This is a genomic window from Marinobacter salexigens (assembly GCF_018860765.1).
Taxonomy (GTDB): Bacteria; Pseudomonadota; Gammaproteobacteria; order Pseudomonadales; family Oleiphilaceae; genus Marinobacter; species Marinobacter salexigens_A.
Map to the genome: position 1 here is coordinate 1,100,462 of NZ_JAHKPV010000021.1, position 16,329 is coordinate 1,116,790.

Here is a 16,329-nt window from a genome sequence, read left to right on the forward strand (position 1 = left end):
TCACTCACCTGAAAAGACTCCTTGTTCCGCCAGCCGGATCGCTATACCACCGATATCTCCGGCACCCTGAGTAATCAACAGATCGCCGTCTTGCAGAACGCTGGACAGCAAGCTTTCAATTTCTCGATTGTCTTCCACAAACAAAGGCTCGACCTTGCCTCGCTGCCTTATGCTGCGACATAGCGCTCTTCCGTCCGCACCAGGCACGGCAGCTTCACCGGCGGAATAAACATCCATAAGCAATAGGCTGTCGACCTCTGATAGAACCCGTACAAAATCTTCATACAAATCACGGGTACGACTAAACCTGTGAGGCTGATACAGCATCACCAATCGGCGACCCGGCCAGGCATCGTGAGCGGCCTGAATGACGGCTTCCACTTCCGTGGGGTGATGGCCATAGTCATCCACCAGCGTGACGGTGCCGTTTGGCGTTTGATAATCCCCGTAAACCTGAAACCGGCGTCCAACCCCTGCAAAAACAGCTAGCCCACGACAAATTGCTTCATCTGCAACGCCTTCATCCGTGGCGACAGCGATCACCGCGAGGGCGTTCAAAACGTTGTGACGGCCCGGCATTTTTAGTTCGACGTTAAGGTCACTTCGCCCGCCCGGTCGCTTAACCACAAAGTGTGTTTTAAGGCCGTCTGTCACTATGCGTTCAGCGCGATAATCTGCATCTGGATTGCTAATGCCATAAGTGATGATGGCGCGGGAGATCCGGGGGATGATTTCGTTCACGTAGTCATCATCCACACACATCACCGCCAACCCGTAGAACGGCAGATTGTGGAGAAAATCCACAAACGTCTGCTTGAGCTTTTCTACGTCGCCGTCATAGGTGTCCATATGATCGGCTTCGATGTTAGTCACTACCGACACAGTCGGCGTTAAATGCAGAAACGAGGCATCGCTCTCATCCGCCTCGGCAACCAAATAGCGGGACCCGCCCAACTTGGCATTGGTGCCTGCACTGTTCAACTTGCCACCGATTACAAACGTCGGATCAAGCCCAGCTTCGCCGAGCACCGATGCAATCAAACTGGTGGTCGTTGTCTTACCGTGGGTTCCAGCGACAGCAATACCGTGGCGATAACGCATAATTTCGGCCAGCATTTCAGCTCTGGGTACAATGGGCACCCGTCGGCTTCGGGCTGAAACCATTTCCGGGTTATCCGATGCAACAGCGGAAGACACAACAACCACATCAGCTTTGGCGCTGTTCTCCGCTCTATGACCGATGTGAATTTCAATATCCATGGCTTTAAGGCGATGAGTGACCACACCTTCTTTCAGGTCTGAACCAGACACCTCGTAGCCTTGGTTTTTTAGTACCTCGGCAATACCGCTCATGCCCGCACCACCGATACCCACGAAGTGAATGTGGCGTATCCGGCGCATTTCCGGTACTTGAAACGCAAGCGGCGGATTGGTTGTATCAGCCATTAGCGGCCTCCAGGCAATAATTCACGACCCGCTCCGTTGCGTCAGGGCGGGCCAAAGTATGTGCAGCCTTGGCCATGTCCAAGACTCGAGCTCGATCCTTGGAAAGGTCTCTCAAGGTTTCTGCCAGCACGGCTGGGGTCAGCCGCGACTGAGGTATCAATACAGCTGCTTTCGCATTGACCATTTGCTGGCCATTTTTTGTTTGATGATCATCCACCGCATGGGGGAACGGCACCAGCACCGCCCCAATACCCGCTGCACAAAGCTCCGAAATTGTCAGTGCACCCGCGCGACATAGCACGATGTCTGCCCAGCTGTAGGCTTCCGCCATGTCCTTAATAAATGGCTCAACATCTGCATCAACCCCATGCTGCTCATAGGAAGCGCGCGCAGCGTCAAGATGGTTTTCACCGCACTGATGCCTTACCTGAGGCCGCTCCTGTTGCGGCAACATTGCCAAAGCTTCCGGCAACTGCTGATTAAACACTTGCGCTCCAAGACTGCCGCCGACCACCAGAATGCGCAGCGCATTATTGGCCTCGCCGGATTCGTGTGAACGCCCGGCCAATCTCTGCTCCGGTGCCGGTAACGCTACTAGATCCTGACGCACTGGATTCCCAGTGCACCGAGTGATTACCTCCGCCCCAAAGCTTTCAGGGAAAGCTTCCAGTACCGTTTTCGCAAACCGCACCAGCAGGCGGTTGGTCATTCCAGCAATGGCATTTTGTTCATGGATTACCAAAGGCGTTCGCGTCAGCCAAGCCGCTACACCGCCCGGGCCGGTCACAAATCCGCCCATACCGACCACGCAGTCGGGGCGAATGCGTCGCACTATGGTGAAAGCTTCGCCCAGCCCGCGCATTAGCCGAAAGGGGGCCAGCATCAAAGCCAGCTTGCCTTTGCCACGAAGCCCGGAAATATGGATCAGGGACAAAGGGATACCCGTATCACTAATCAACCGTTCTTCCATACCTCCAACGGCTCCTAGCCAGTGCACTTCGTGACCCTTGGCCTCAAGTGCACGGGCAGTGGCCAGCGCAGGAAACACGTGCCCTCCGGTACCTCCGGCCATCATTAAAAAGCGGCGTGATTTAGTCATAACGAGCCCCCTTTCCCTTCCGAGGGCTGGTCTTTTCCGAAGCCTGCTTTTCGCTATCTAGCCGTTCCATCTCAACTCTGGCCAGAATCCCGATACACACACAGCTAACCATCAGGCTAGAGCCGCCATAGCTCACCAATGGCAAGGTCAACCCTTTTGTGGGCAATAATCCGGTGCTGACAGCCATGTTGATACCCGCCTGCAGGCCGATCAGCAACGTAATACCATAAGCAAAGCAGGCACCAAACGGCATATCCGCTTTCTCAGCGCGTCTGGCAATCACGAAACCGGTTACAACCAGCACGGCAAATAGACCGAGCACGATCAATGAACCCAGCAACCCGAACTCTTCCGCAATGATCGCGAAAATAAAATCTGTATGGGCTTCCGGTAAAAAAAACAGCTTTTGAATCGAGTTGCCCAAGCCAACGCCACCCCATTCACCACGCCCGAACGCAATCAATGACTGGGTAAGCTGGTAGCCGCTATCGAACTGGTCTTTCCAAGGATCCAGATAGCTCACTACACGCTTCAGGCGATAGGGCTGAGTCAGCACCAGAAGGGCACCAAGCGCCGCTGCAATAGCGATAAGCGGAACAAATTTGCTCAGGCGAACACCGCTCAGGAAAATCATGCCAGCCGCAGCGGTCACTAGAACAACCGTGGCACCAAAATCAGGTTGAAACATCAACAAAACCGATGCAACAAACAAAATCCCCACAGGCTTCAAGAAGCCCGCCCACGTTTCCAACAAAGCTACACGGCGCCGAACCACGTACCCAGCCAGATAAGCTATGAGACACAGCTTGGCCACTTCTGATACTTGCACATTGAACAGTCCAAACGGAATCCAACGCGTCGAACCGTTTACGGTTCGGCCCAAAGGTGTAAGAACCAAAACCAGAACCAGAAGGCCTATTCCAAGCAACAGCCAGCCGCTGCGCTGCCACCACGCCACCGGCACGTTGACCGACACTAGTGCAAGCATGCAGCCCAGTGCCGCGAACAAAAGCTGGCGAATCACATAGTGATAACCATTTCCTACGGTCTCTATCGCCATGTCCATGGACGCTGAAGAAATCATCACCACACCAATAAGCAACAAAGCAACCGAGGTTATTACCAGTACCGGCAGAGGCTGGATCTCCCCCACCCATTGAGTCCGAGCTGGAGTCGCTGATAGTCCTGCCTGCATCAGGCCACCTCCCCCAGCGACTGCACCTGATTGCGGTACTGATCACCTCGGTCGATGTAATCGCGGAACATGTCGAAGCTCGCGCAGGCTGGAGAAAACAGAACTCGATCGTGTTCCAGAGCCAACTCCGCAGCCTTCTTCACTGCATCGGCCAAAGATTCTGTGCGATAAATTGGAAGATCTGCGTCTAGGGCGCCTTCAATCAGATCTGCGTCACGGCCGATTAACACCACAGCGCGGCAGCAGCATCTAACGGGTTCCGCCAGCTCTGAAAACGCTGCACCCTTGCCATCACCACCGGCAATCAACACTAATTTGCCGTCACCCTCCGGCACCAAACTCTTTATAGCGGCAACGGTGGCGCCGACATTCGTTCCTTTCGAATCGTTGATGTACTCCACCCCAGCACGTTTGCGCACAAATTCGCAGCGGTGCGGCAACCCGTTGAACTCACGGGCGGCGGCGAGCATGGAATTCATCGGCAGACCGGCAGCATGGCCCAACGCCAACGCCGCCATCACATTGCTGAGGTTGTGCCAACCCACAAGCCTTAGCTCATTGGCATTCAAAAGGTTTTCGAACCCAAAGGTTATCCAGACACCCTGATCGTCCTCTCGCGTGCTAAACGTCTCCGGGTTAACGCGATTGAACCCGAAACACAAAAACCGCAAGGTATCTCGCGCCATAGGCGTACTCAGTGCGTCATCCAGATTCACAATGGCATTGCGGCAGCCGTTGAATATTCTCTGTTTTGCTTGAAAGTAAGCCATTTTGTCCGGGTAGCGATCCATATGGTCATCGCTAACGTTCAATACCGTCGCTGCCAGCGCATTGAGCTCCGCTGTGGTTTCCAATTGAAAGCTTGAGAGCTCTAATACGTACAGCTCCGCACCAAATCCCAGTAAGTCCAATGCAGGGGTTCCGATATTTCCGCCAACTTGAACTTTGCGACCAGCGGCCCGAGCCATCTCGCCCACCAAGGTGGTGACGGTGGTTTTACCATTGGAGCCGGTGATAGCCACAACCGGCGCATCCGCTGCTTCGGCAAACAAATCTATATCACCCCGTATGCGCGCACCTTGCTCCGCCGCATAGGCAATGGCCGGTTCGGTAATGCTGACCCCCGGGCTTACAATCAACTCATTGAATCCTGCAAACAGTTCACGATTGAACGGCCCAAGATAGACTGGGATATCCGGCCACTCGGAACGGAGGTCACCCACACACGGAGGCACTTCGCGGTTGTCAGCCACTGCGATGCTCCGCCCCTGAGCAGACAGATAGCGCACGCAGGAGAGTCCGGTTTTACCCAGCCCTACTACTAATGTGCGGCGATCTGACGTGATGACACTCATAATCAGTCCGGTTTCCTATCGCAATTTCAGACTGGCCAGGCCAATCAGAACGAGAATGACTGTAATAACCCAGAAACGCACAATCACTCGTGGCTCCGGCCAGCCCTTTAGCTCAAAGTGGTGATGCAAGGGCGCCATCCGGAAAATCCGACGTCCGGTCAACCGGAATGAAGCCACCTGTAGAATTACCGACACCGTCTCCATTACGAACACGCCGCCCATAATGAAGAGAATAATTTCCTGTCGCACAATCACCGCCACCACACCAAGTGCTGCACCGAGTGCCAATGCACCAACATCGCCCATGAAGACTTGAGCGGGATAGGTATTGAACCAAAGAAAACCAAGCCCAGCGCCGACCAGCGCCCCACAGAACACAATAAGCTCGCCGGTGCCGGGCAAGTGCGGGATCAACAGGTAATTCGCAAACTGAACGTTGCCAGACACATACGCGAAGATGCCTAATGCACCAGCGACCATCACCGTGGGCATAATTGCGAGGCCATCCAAACCATCGGTCAGGTTCACTGCGTTGCTGCTGCCGACGATCACGAAGTAGGTCAGCAAAATGAAGAGCACAGGGCCAAGAGTCAGCGAGACGTTTTTCAAGAACGGCAGGTAAAGCGATGTTTCCTGAGGCAAAGCAGAGCTGAAATAGAGCACGATGGCTGCGGCTGCGCCGATCAGCGACTGCCAAAAATACTTCCAACGAGCAGGCAGACCGCGTGGATTGCGCTCGACCACTTTACGGTAATCATCAACCCAGCCAACCGCGCCAAATAGCATGGTGACCAATAGGGTCACCCACACATAACGATTGGAAAGGTCAGCCCAGAGCAGTGTGGTGATACCTATAGACACTAGAATCAGCGCGCCACCCATAGTGGGAGTGCCAGCTTTACTGAGGTGTGTTTGAGGCCCGTCATCGCGAATCGCTTGACCTATCTGGTATTGGCTCAACTTGCGAATCATCAAAGGGCCGATAACCAAAGAGATCAGCAGGGCGGTCAAAGTGCCCAGAATCCCGCGCACGGTGAGGTACTGAAACACCGTCAGCGCCGAGAAATATTGTGATAGAACCTCTGTTAACCAGAGCAGCATGCGTTATTCACCTTGTCTTTGATCCCTTCCACCACGAAGTTCATGGCAGAGCTTCTGGACCCTTTCACCAGCACAGTCATGGCTGGATGGTTCGTGCTAACGATGGCCTGTATGGCCTCGTCGTGTGTTTGATACATCTCGGTTGCGCCCCCAAATCCCTCGGCATAACCTTCGCAGCCGGCGCCCACCGTTAGCAGACGGTCAATACCGAGCTCAGCAGCATAGGCTCCTACTTCGCTGTGCAACTTGTGGGCAGTCGGCCCCAACTCTCCCATAGCCCCAAAAACCGCTACCTGTTTACCTTCGCGTTTTACTAGGACATTCAAAGCAGCCTTCATGGAGGCTGGGTTGGCGTTGTAACTGTCATCAATTACCGTCAATTCTCCGGGCAAGTTGATAATCTGCAAACGGCCGCTAACCGGTTGCATGGCCGCCAACCCTTTGGTGATGGCGACATCCGTTGCACCCAACTCCCTTGTTGCCGCAATGGCGAGCAGAGTATTGGTTACGTTGTGGTCGCCTTCCAAAGGCTGGACTATCCTGCACGACCACCCTTCAGGCCCAGTCATCGACACCTCAGGCTTGGTGTCCTTCGGCTGCACTACAACTGCCGTGTAGTCCGCATCGGCGTGGCCAAGGCGACTAACGCTCACAACCCTGCGATTGCCCGCACGAGCAAGCCATTGGTCAAATGCGGGGTCATCGCGATTCAGAACCACTAACCCGACCTCTGAAACGCCCTCGATAATCTCCCCTTTGGCCTGCACGATATTGTCGTAACTACCAAAGCCTTCCAGATGCGCTTGTCCTGCGTTCGTGAGAATTACAACCTCAGGCTTGGTGATTGCGACTGTATGGGCAATTTCTCCAATCCCGCTGGCTCCCAGCTCGATAACACCGTATTGATGCTCCGGATTAAGGCCGAAAAGAGTCAGTGGCACACCAATGTGATTGTTCAGATTGCCTCGGGTCGCATGGGTTTGGCCCATTTGCATCAGAATGGTGGCTGCCAGTTCTTTCACTGTGGTTTTGCCACTGCTACCGGTGATGGCAATCAGCCTTGCATCACTTTCATTCCGATTGCCTGCCGCCAGCCCTGCCAAGGCATCAACGGTATTGGCCACCACCAACTGAGGCATACCGGGGTTGCTATCGGCTGCACCGGCCTGAGCATCAACCACGGCGCCGCTCGCACCGAGTTTCTGCGCAGCCTGCAAAAATTTATGGCCATCAAAATTCTCACCACGTAGAGCCACGAACAAATCGCCGGATTTTAAGGCGCGTGTATCTGTGGACACTCCAGAGAACTGAACCGTTTCCAACTCTTGCCACGCGCTTTTGGCGCCAGTAAAACGCACCGCTTCGGCGAGCGAGAAGGCACGTATCATTGCTCGCCTCCTTCAAGTTTGAGCGCTTGACACACATGCGCCGCATCGCTGAAAGGAAACTTTTGACCATCAATCTCCTGCCAAGACTCGTGGCCTTTTCCGGCGATAAGAACAAGATCGTCTGGCTTTGCCATGCAAATGGCGAAACGGATTGCCTCGGCTCGATCGTGAATAACAGTTGCCGCTTCCGGGCGCGAGAAGCCAGCCAGAATATCCTGCACAATGCTTACTGGGCTTTCTGTTCTGGGATTGTCATCCGTAACAACAATGACATCAGCACTCTCTTCCGCCTCCTTCGCCATTTCTGGCCGTTTGCCGCTGTCCCGATCGCCGCCGCAACCGAACACGCAGATCAACCTGCCTGTAACGTGCGGGCGCAATGCTGCTATAGCATTTGCCAACGCATCCGGGGTATGGGCGTAATCCACTACTGCGCGAACGCCACTCGTACCAGAGAAACGTTCGAGCCGCCCGGGTGGTGGAGCCAGCAGCTTCACCGCTTGCTGCACCTGCTCAACCGTCGCACCCAATGCCAATACCGTAGCAATCGCCGCAAGCACGTTGCTGACGTTGAAGCTCCCCATAAGAGGCGCCGAGAAACCAAAGCGGCCCCACTCACCATCCACCAACGCATCAAAACCGTCGTCTGTGGGGTGAAACTCTTTTAACCACAGCTCCATTTCGGATTCGTGTAGGCTATAGCGGATGCGATCGCATTTACCTTCAAGCTTTTCGAAGAGCTGACGACCGAAGGGGTCATCAAAATTGATCACAGAAAAATGCACATCTTCCCGCTCGAACAGGCGTGCTTTTGCCGCTCCGTAAGACTCCATTGAACCGTGGTAATCCAAATGATCCCGCGTTAAATTGGTGAGCACAGCACCGGTTATAGATAAGCCGTCTACGCGCCCTTGATCCAAACCGTGGGAAGACACTTCCATTGCAGCCGCACGGCCGCCGCTGGAGAGAATGCCAGACAAGGCGCGATTGATCTGAACGGCATCCGGTGTGGTATGGCTAGCCTCGTGCAATGCTCCGGGCATGCCGTAACCTAAGGTTCCGAGAACCCCGCAAGGCGTGCCTGCCTGCTCTAACAATTGGGCGATGTAATGGCTGACAGAGGTTTTGCCATTGGTACCTGTAACACCGATCAATCGAAGCCGACGCGACGGGTGCTCATAAAATCGGGCAGCAAGCTTCCCCAGCGATTTTCGCAGGTGTGCAACAGGTACAATCAGGGCTCCATGATGCTCTCGACACTCGCCACCATTTTCCGACTCCAGCAACACAACTGTCGCGCCTGCTTTTATCGCATCGTCCACATAATGGTCGGCTGGTGTAGCTGCTCCGGCCAGGGCAATAAAGGCCTCACCTGCACGTATCTTGCGACTATCCGTCTGCAACCCATGGATTGTCACATCGAAAACTGAAGGCAAAGGGGCAAAACCTTGCAACAAAGTGCTCAGAGACGTTATGCACATAGGCTCACCCCCGCTCCCCGATGCTTACCGGCTGCTGACCAGTCGTGCCAACTTCAAGTTCTGGTTTAACATTCAAAAGGCGAAGCGCGTCACTCATCACCCGGGAGAACACGGGCGCAGCCACTTCACCGCCGTAATATTCTCCAGACTGGGGTGCGTCTACCGCCACAACCGTAACTATTCTGGGGTTATCGATGGGTGCCATGCCGGCAAAAATCGCCTTGTATTGACTGTCTTCGTAACCTTGGGCACCAACCAAATGAACCGTTCCGGTTTTGCCCCCAGCGCTATAAAACCCCGGTTGGGCCCGCTTACCAGACCCTCTGGCAACGACCTCGCCTAGCATGGCTCGAACATCGCTGGTTACCTGCTCGGAAAGCACCCTCTCGCCAACGGGTTTTTCATTTAACTTCATCAAACTTAGCGGATACCGCACGCCGCCATTTGCAAGAACCATATAGGCTTGGGCCAACTGCAGCGCATTAGCGCTCATCCCATAACCGTATGAAAGCGTTGCCTCTTCGGAAGGGCGCCATTTTGGCCTTGCTGGCAATACACCAACGGCCTCGCCCGGGAATCCGATCCCGGTGGGTTGGCCGAATCCGAGCCGTGCGTAAAGGTTGCGAATCGTGTCACCACCCAGCTCCGAGGCAATTTTGCTAATGCCTACGTTGCTGGATTTGACGATGATATCGGTGAGGCTAATAACTCCGTAATTCCGGTAATCGCGAATCGTAAACCGGCCAAATCGCCGGTAGCCGGGCGACGTATCAATCGTTGCGTTAACGGAATACAGCCCAGACTCCAGTGCGGCGGCCATTGAGATTGGCTTCATGGTAGAGCCGGGCTCAAACAAGTCAGTGATGGCTTTGTTACGTAGATTTTCCGATGCGAATTGGCTGCGGTCGTTAGGGTTATAAGACCCCTGATTGACCATGGCCAAAACCTCCCCGGTCTCGACATCCAACATAACAAGGGTGCCGCCGCGCGCTTTGTGGGCGCTGACAACCGCTTTAAGCTCGCGATACGCGAGATATTGGAGGCGAAGATCTATGCTGAGCTCAAGGTTATGGCCCGGGGCCGCATCCCGAATCAACGTTAAATCCTTAATGATCCGCCCGCGGTTATCCTTTAGTACACGCTTGCGGCCGGATTCACCGGATAGCCAGTCATTATAAGCAAGCTCCATTCCTTCCTGACCGCGCTCATCAATATTGGTAAACCCGACCACGTGTGCTGTTACTTCACCAGCCGGGTAATAGCGACGATATTCCTGACGCGTATAAATTCCAGGAATATCCAGATCCATGGCTTTTGCAGCCAAACCCGGTTGCACTTTTCTGCGCAGGTAAATGAACTCTCGCCCGGCGTATGCCGCGAGGCGCTCGCGCAGCCGTGCTTCGCTAATGTCCAGCACCCGCGCCAAGTTCGCCAGCCGCGGCTCGGCGGGATCTGTTTCCGAAGGGTTGGCCCAAAGTGTCTGTACCGGTGTACTTACCGCCAGCGGCTCGCCATAGCGATCGGTAACGACACCACGGTGGGCGTCGATGGTCTCCACACGAATCGTGCGAACATCACCCTGTTTGCGCAGAAAATCGTTATCTACAACGTGTAGGTCAACCAAACGCCAGCCAATCACAAGAACAACAACCAGAAAAACACACAGCACAAAGCCAAAGCGCCAAGCCTTTAAGCCTGCCGCCAACTTTTGGCTTAATGTTCTTACTGATTCCTGACTGGACAATCAGATCACCCTAAGGTTAATTTCATAAACTACCGGGACGCCAGCGGCGACATCAAAGGCACCAAAACAATATCTTGACGCCCCGGCGCTACCATGCCGAACCGTTCTGCTGCGAGCTTCTCTACGCGACCGTGGCCACCCATTGCGCTCTGCTCCAAAAGCAACTGACTCCACTCGGCCTGAAAGCTGTCCCGCTCCGCGTGAAGTTGAGACAGCGTGTTAAAGAGAGTCCGGTTTTGATGACTACTTACAACCACACCGATAGCAGAACCGACAAGCAACGCTGCCAGAACCAGAGAGATCAGAACTTTTGTTTGCCGCGTGGCGTCGAAAACCCGACGAGAGATCCGGACGGCAGCAACAACGCCTTCGCGAACCTTTTCTTTGTTTAACTTTGCCGGTTTAACCTCCGGCTCTATAGCTACGGCGCCCATGATCATGCGCTCCCTGTTGGTGATGCTTGTTGATTATCGATACGCTCCAGAACACGCATAACAGCGCTGCGGGCACGAACGTTCTCACTAACTTCACCCGCACCGGCCTTACTGGCTTTGCCTATCAACCTAAAATCTGAAGCTTCCTGCGCAGCTGTCACAGGAATGCCTTTGGGCAGCCGTGGACCGCGAGCCAGATCTCGCATAAAACGCTTAACTAACCGGTCTTCCAAAGAGTGGAAGCTAATCACAACCAGCCGCCCACCCGGTGCCAGCCGGTCAACTGCTCCCTGCAACCCAGTCTCAAGATCTTCCAGTTCGCGATTAATAAAAATACGAACCGCCTGAAATGTTCGGGTTGCCGGGTGCTTGTGCTTCTCTTTTTTAGGAACTGCATCACTTACCAACGCCGCCAATTGCAGCGTTGTTTCGATAGGTGTTTCTTTGCGACGCTCGACAATCGAACGTGCAATACGGCGACCGAAGCGCTCCTCGCCATAACGAAAGATCACATCCGCAATTTCACTCTCATCCGCATACATCAGCCACTCTGCTGCACTTGGTGATTGCTGCGGATTCATGCGCATATCGAGCGGGCCGTCGCGCATAAAGCTGAAGCCTCTCGACGCGTCATCCAACTGGGGTGACGACACACCAAGGTCCATCAACACACCATTGACCTGCTCCCAGCCCGCCTCTGATACCGCGCGACTCAACTCCGCAAAGGAGCCATGAAAATAGCTGAAACGGGGGTCGCCTGCTGCAAACTCCTCGGCTACGTGAATAGCCTCGGGATCTTTATCGATGCCGAGCAACTTACCGGAAGCGCCCAAACGCCCAAGAATGAGCTGACTGTGTCCACCGCGACCGAATGTTGCGTCTACGTACTTGCCGATGGAGTCGCTGACCAGATAGTCGACCGCCGAGTCCAGAAGCACCGAGCGATGGGAAAACTCCGCTCCCGCCTCCGGCTTGCGATCAGAAGTCATAGGGAAAGCGCCTCCATCTCCGGTGGCATATTTTCATCGCCCGGCGACTCATCAAGCCATGCAAACCAGCGTTCCTCACTCCACAGCTCCAATTTTTTACCCTGCCCGATCAGCATTAGCTTTTTCTCAAGATGGGCGTAGCTGCGGAGTGTGGGCGGAACCAAAATACGACCGGCAGAATCCATCTCCATGGGTGCTGCATTACCCAGCAACAAACGCTGCAAGCGCCGCGCTATCTTATTCATGTTTGGAAGCGCCTCGATTTTGGGGCGAAGGATCTCCCACTCGGGCTCTGGATAGACCAACAAGCAACGCTCGTCTCCGTCATTCGCCGTCAATACAATACGCCCACCACAAACCTGCGCGAGACCTTCGCGCACCTTGGTGGGGATCGCCAAGCGACCCTTGGCATCCATATTGATGGCATGACTGCCGAGAAAATTGCTCATCTACGCTGTCTCTGAGGACTCGAAAACCACAAATAACCACTAAGCACCACTTTTTCCCACTTGTGCACACTATAGAAACACGCAATTCACAATGCAAGCGCCGTAAACAGCGTCGCTCTTGGGAAAGTTCCTTTTATGACAATAGGTTACAGCGGATAACGCGAGCCAGAAATGACATTACGAAAAAGAAAAGAAGGAAAATCAAACACCTGCAAAAATGTCTGGAGAAAACAAGTGAGGTGTAAGATTTTTTGGCTATTAAGAAGCCATCTGTGAGAATAAACACATTTGTTCAGTAGAGGAAAAAGACGAGCTCGCCGATAAGCCGGGTTCTGTCGTGGACAGTCATTCATCTAGGGCCTACGTCACCATAGGCCTCAAGCAACCTACCCGAGTCCAGCGCGGGCCACGCCATAGGACTCCTATTTGGTCTTGCTCCAGGTGGGGTTTACCATCGCCGTGGACTGTTGCCAGCCACGCGGTGCGCTCTTACCGCACCGTTTCACCCTTACCGGTACCCGTGAACAAGCCACGGACACTTAGGCGGTCTACTTTCTGTTGCACTTTCCGTCGGCTCACGCCGCCCAGGCGTTACCTGGCACCTTGCCCTGCGGAGCCCGGACTTTCCTCCCCCGGTAAAAACCGGCGGCGACTGTCTGGCGAGCTCGGGCGTGACCATACTCCTGCACCACGCACCATGCAAGGAAAAGCCCAGGCAAGAAAGTCACCCCTCATTATTTTTTAGCTCCAGAGCTCGCTGATACAACTCATTTTTACTCAGACCACTCACACCGGACGCAATCTTCGCGGCCTTCTTCAGCGGCAGCTCTGCCATTAACAGGCCTAGCAAACGGTCAACATCAAGCTCACCTGACATCAAGCCCACCTCCGCCTTCTTAGCTCCCTTTACCATGACAACAAACTCGCCACGACTGCCATGAGGGTCTTCTGTTAATGCAGCATGCACATCTGCGGCCTCTCCGGAGTAGAAAGTCTCGAAGGTTTTGGTGATTTCCCGGCCCAACACAACCTCACGCTGCACTCCCATTACCTCCGCGATATCCGAAACTGTATGCAATATACGGTGGGGAGACTCGTAAAAAACAAGCGTCGCCACCTCTGTCCGAAGCTCATCCAACACTGCGCGCCTGCCAGCACGCTTCGCTGGCAGGAAACCCACAAACAGAAACCGATCGGTGGGAAGGCCAGCTGCACTCAGAGCGGCAACCAAAGCGCAGGGTCCCGGGACCGGACTCACTTGAACCCCCGCTGCTCTGGCTTCGCGAACCAACACATAGCCCGGATCGGAAATAAGCGGTGTACCGGCATCTGAAACCAACGCAACATCGGCCCCATCCTGCAGCTGCCCCAATATGCTCTGGACCCTATCGCGCTCGTTATGGTCATGGAGCGCAATCATTGGCTTGCTGATACCGAGATGTTCCAAGAGCCGCCCACTGTGTCGCGTATCCTCTGCAGCAACAACATCGACGCTTGAGAGAACTTTTACTCCGCGCGGCGAAAGATCTTCCAAATTACCGATAGGTGTGGCGACGATGTAGAGCATTCCTTGCTTACCACCTGATTTTATTACCTGTCTAGCAGGTTGACCCGTTTCGGATTTCAAAATGTGAGCCTCGAATGAAGAGATGGCGCCACCATGACACCTGCGTCATGTGAATTGGCCCGGGAGCTGTTAAACTTGCCACCATCAGATCGGTGCCACAAGCCCCAAAACTCCGGAATCTATAGAGCTTGCCATGACCAAGAACCCTACTACCCGTCGTGCTCTGGCCAGTATATTTACGCTGACCCTACTGTTTGCTGGTTGTGCCAGTGTCGACTTGGATTCGCACGTTGCTCAAACACCCTCTCAAGCCCTCGAAGTTGCAGCGAAAGAAAGTAATGCTGAAATCGCTCAGCAATACCTATTGAAGATCGCAAGCCGATTTCAGAATCGTGGCGAGCATCGCGCCGCCCGCACATTACTGCAGAGCACTCAACTGGCGCAACCCGCACCACCACTGCAGGCACAAAAGCAACTACTCGCCATGGCGAGCGCTGTAGCATTAGAAGATCGTCAATGGGCCAGCAGCATCGCTGCGAAGCTAGCGCCAGACAATTTCACAAGCTACAACTCGGATCTCGTTAATAGGGCCGCCAACCTTCAGGCTGACACCTATGCTCTAATCGGTGACAGGCTATCTGCTGCCATAACATTGATGCTGCTTTCTCAGACAGACAGCACCGTGAACCCACAGCAGGTTCACGACCAAATCTGGGCACTCCTAAAGGCCGCTCCAGACCAGAAACTTTCAGCCGCAAGTGAAAAGTCTATTGGGTTCGAGACCGAGGGCTGGCTTGAGCTTGCCGCCAGCATTCGGACTCTCGGGCTCAGCATTGACGAACAAGGACGCATAATACGTCGGTGGCAAAGTAACTGGCCCGGACACCCAGCTGCACAGATACTGCCATCGGAGCTTCAACTCATTGCCAGCCTTGCGGAAAGTCGGCCTGACAGAATTGCCCTCGCCCTACCACTACAAGGCCCTTTGGCCAGCGCAGGAAAGGCTATTCGTGACGGGTTTCTTGCAGCCTACTACCAAGATGATTCCGCAGATCGCAGCAAAACCGATATTCGCGTTATAGATACATCTGGTCAGGCATTTGACGAGCTTTACAAAGAGCTCGCCGCACAAGATGTCGATTTGGTCATCGGGCCTCTTGAAAAAGAGGCTCTTGCAAGCCTCACTAAGATGAAAACGCTACCGGTACCCGCTCTGGGTCTCAACTACTTACCTGATAACGAAACCGCGCCTGACGGCCTATACCAGTTCGGCCTTTCGGCGGAAGACGAAGCTCGACAAATTGCAGACCGACTCTCAGAGCAAGATATTAATCAGGTCTTGGCACTGATTCCCCAAGGCGAATGGGGCGACCGCGTGGAAGCAGCGCTCACACAACGTATGCAGGAAAACGGAGCCGTCGCCCTGGATATTGAACGCTTCTTCCGCGAGGATAACTTGCGCGCAGCCACTGCGGACTTGCTGGGCATTACTGTATCGCGGGATCGGGCTATTCAAGTAGAGCGCACCATTGGCCTGAACGTAGAATTCGAACCTCGTCGCCGTCAGGACGCCGAAGCCATCATCATGGTGGCCGAGCCGGCCATTGCGCGCCAATTCAAGCCCCTGTTTGCCTATTATTTCGGAGGCGACCTGCCCGTGTACTCGCCTTCGATTGTTTACGAAGGCACACCCGATGCAGGAAGGGACCGCGACCTCAATCAGATAATATTCACCGATATCCCTTGGGTACTTAACGACAAAAACCCATTGCGCAACGAGGCCAGCAGCGTTTTGCCGGGCACTCGCGGCCAACTAGGCAGGCTATTTGCCATGGGGGCTGATGCATGGAAGTTGAGCAAACGCCTCCCTCTACTCAAACAAGTCCAGACCGCCTCGATCGATGGCCAAACAGGAGTGCTAACCATGTCTCCAGAGGGTAGCATCCACCGACATCAGCTCTGGGCGCAGTTCCGTAGCGGGACACCCAGCCTTTTAGCCGAGCCCGCCGTCCAGAACGGCGAACCCGAGGAGAGAAACACCGAGGTGCGAACAAACTAATCATTCCTCCGAGAAGGAGAAC

Annotated in this window: 13 protein-coding genes and 1 other RNA gene; 1 reads left to right on the forward strand and 13 read right to left on the reverse strand. The window is 54.4% G+C overall.

Annotated elements, in window-relative coordinates:
* The 13 genes from murC to rsmI all read right to left on the reverse strand — a co-directional run bounded on the left by murC (position 1) and on the right by rsmI (position 14,248).
* Positions 1-1,446: a UDP-N-acetylmuramate--L-alanine ligase gene (gene murC / locus KO508_RS18595; protein WP_216009740.1), complete on the reverse strand. Its 1,446-nt coding sequence runs from the start codon at positions 1,444-1,446 to the stop codon at positions 1-3.
* Entirely contained in the window at positions 1,439-2,545 is a 1,107-nt protein-coding gene (murG, locus tag KO508_RS18600; protein ID WP_216009741.1) for an undecaprenyldiphospho-muramoylpentapeptide beta-N-acetylglucosaminyltransferase, read from the reverse strand. Before murG ends, murC begins: the two co-directional genes overlap by 8 nt.
* Positions 2,538-3,740, reverse strand: a complete 1,203-nt coding sequence (gene ftsW, locus KO508_RS18605) for a putative lipid II flippase FtsW (protein ID WP_216009742.1) — start codon at positions 3,738-3,740, stop codon at positions 2,538-2,540. Before ftsW ends, murG begins: the two co-directional genes overlap by 8 nt.
* Positions 3,740-5,095 carry a UDP-N-acetylmuramoyl-L-alanine--D-glutamate ligase gene (gene murD / locus KO508_RS18610; RefSeq protein ID WP_216009743.1) on the reverse strand — a complete coding sequence of 452 codons (1,356 nt, stop codon included), beginning with the start codon at positions 5,093-5,095 and terminating at the stop codon, positions 3,740-3,742. The genes ftsW and murD overlap by 1 nt, the downstream gene beginning before the upstream one ends.
* Before the next feature lie 15 nt (positions 5,096-5,110).
* A complete protein-coding gene (mraY, locus tag KO508_RS18615) occupies positions 5,111-6,196 on the reverse strand; it encodes a phospho-N-acetylmuramoyl-pentapeptide-transferase (RefSeq protein ID WP_200367702.1) in 1,086 nt (361 codons plus the stop codon).
* Positions 6,181-7,584: a UDP-N-acetylmuramoyl-tripeptide--D-alanyl-D-alanine ligase gene (locus KO508_RS18620; protein ID WP_216009744.1), complete on the reverse strand. Its 1,404-nt coding sequence runs from the start codon at positions 7,582-7,584 to the stop codon at positions 6,181-6,183. Before KO508_RS18620 ends, mraY begins: the two co-directional genes overlap by 16 nt.
* Positions 7,581-9,065, reverse strand: a complete 1,485-nt coding sequence (locus KO508_RS18625) for a UDP-N-acetylmuramoyl-L-alanyl-D-glutamate--2,6-diaminopimelate ligase (protein WP_216009745.1) — start codon at positions 9,063-9,065, stop codon at positions 7,581-7,583. Before KO508_RS18625 ends, KO508_RS18620 begins: the two co-directional genes overlap by 4 nt.
* A 4-nt stretch (positions 9,066-9,069) precedes the next feature.
* Positions 9,070-10,809: a peptidoglycan D,D-transpeptidase FtsI family protein gene (locus tag KO508_RS18630; RefSeq protein ID WP_216009746.1), complete on the reverse strand. Its 1,740-nt coding sequence runs from the start codon at positions 10,807-10,809 to the stop codon at positions 9,070-9,072.
* A 29-nt stretch (positions 10,810-10,838) separates the two neighbouring features.
* Positions 10,839-11,243 carry a cell division protein FtsL gene (gene ftsL / locus KO508_RS18635; protein ID WP_216009747.1) on the reverse strand — a complete coding sequence of 135 codons (405 nt, stop codon included), beginning with the start codon at positions 11,241-11,243 and terminating at the stop codon, positions 10,839-10,841.
* A 2-nt stretch (positions 11,244-11,245) separates the two neighbouring features.
* A complete protein-coding gene (rsmH, locus tag KO508_RS18640) occupies positions 11,246-12,232 on the reverse strand; it encodes a 16S rRNA (cytosine(1402)-N(4))-methyltransferase RsmH (protein ID WP_216009748.1) in 987 nt (328 codons plus the stop codon).
* Positions 12,229-12,681, reverse strand: a complete 453-nt coding sequence (mraZ, locus tag KO508_RS18645) for a division/cell wall cluster transcriptional repressor MraZ (protein ID WP_216009749.1) — start codon at positions 12,679-12,681, stop codon at positions 12,229-12,231. Before mraZ ends, rsmH begins: the two co-directional genes overlap by 4 nt.
* A gap of 305 nt (positions 12,682-12,986) precedes the next feature.
* Positions 12,987-13,349, reverse strand: an RNA gene (gene rnpB, locus KO508_RS18650) — RNase P RNA component class A.
* 56 nt (positions 13,350-13,405) lie between these two features.
* Positions 13,406-14,248 carry a 16S rRNA (cytidine(1402)-2'-O)-methyltransferase gene (gene rsmI / locus KO508_RS18655; protein WP_216009750.1) on the reverse strand — a complete coding sequence of 281 codons (843 nt, stop codon included), beginning with the start codon at positions 14,246-14,248 and terminating at the stop codon, positions 13,406-13,408.
* Between the two features lie 193 nt (positions 14,249-14,441).
* Between rsmI and KO508_RS18660 the strand changes: the two genes are divergently transcribed.
* Positions 14,442-16,307 (forward strand): penicillin-binding protein activator, encoded by a 1,866-nt coding sequence (locus KO508_RS18660; protein WP_216009751.1) that lies wholly within the window; start codon positions 14,442-14,444, stop codon positions 16,305-16,307.
* The last annotated feature ends 22 nt before the right edge of the window (positions 16,308-16,329 follow it).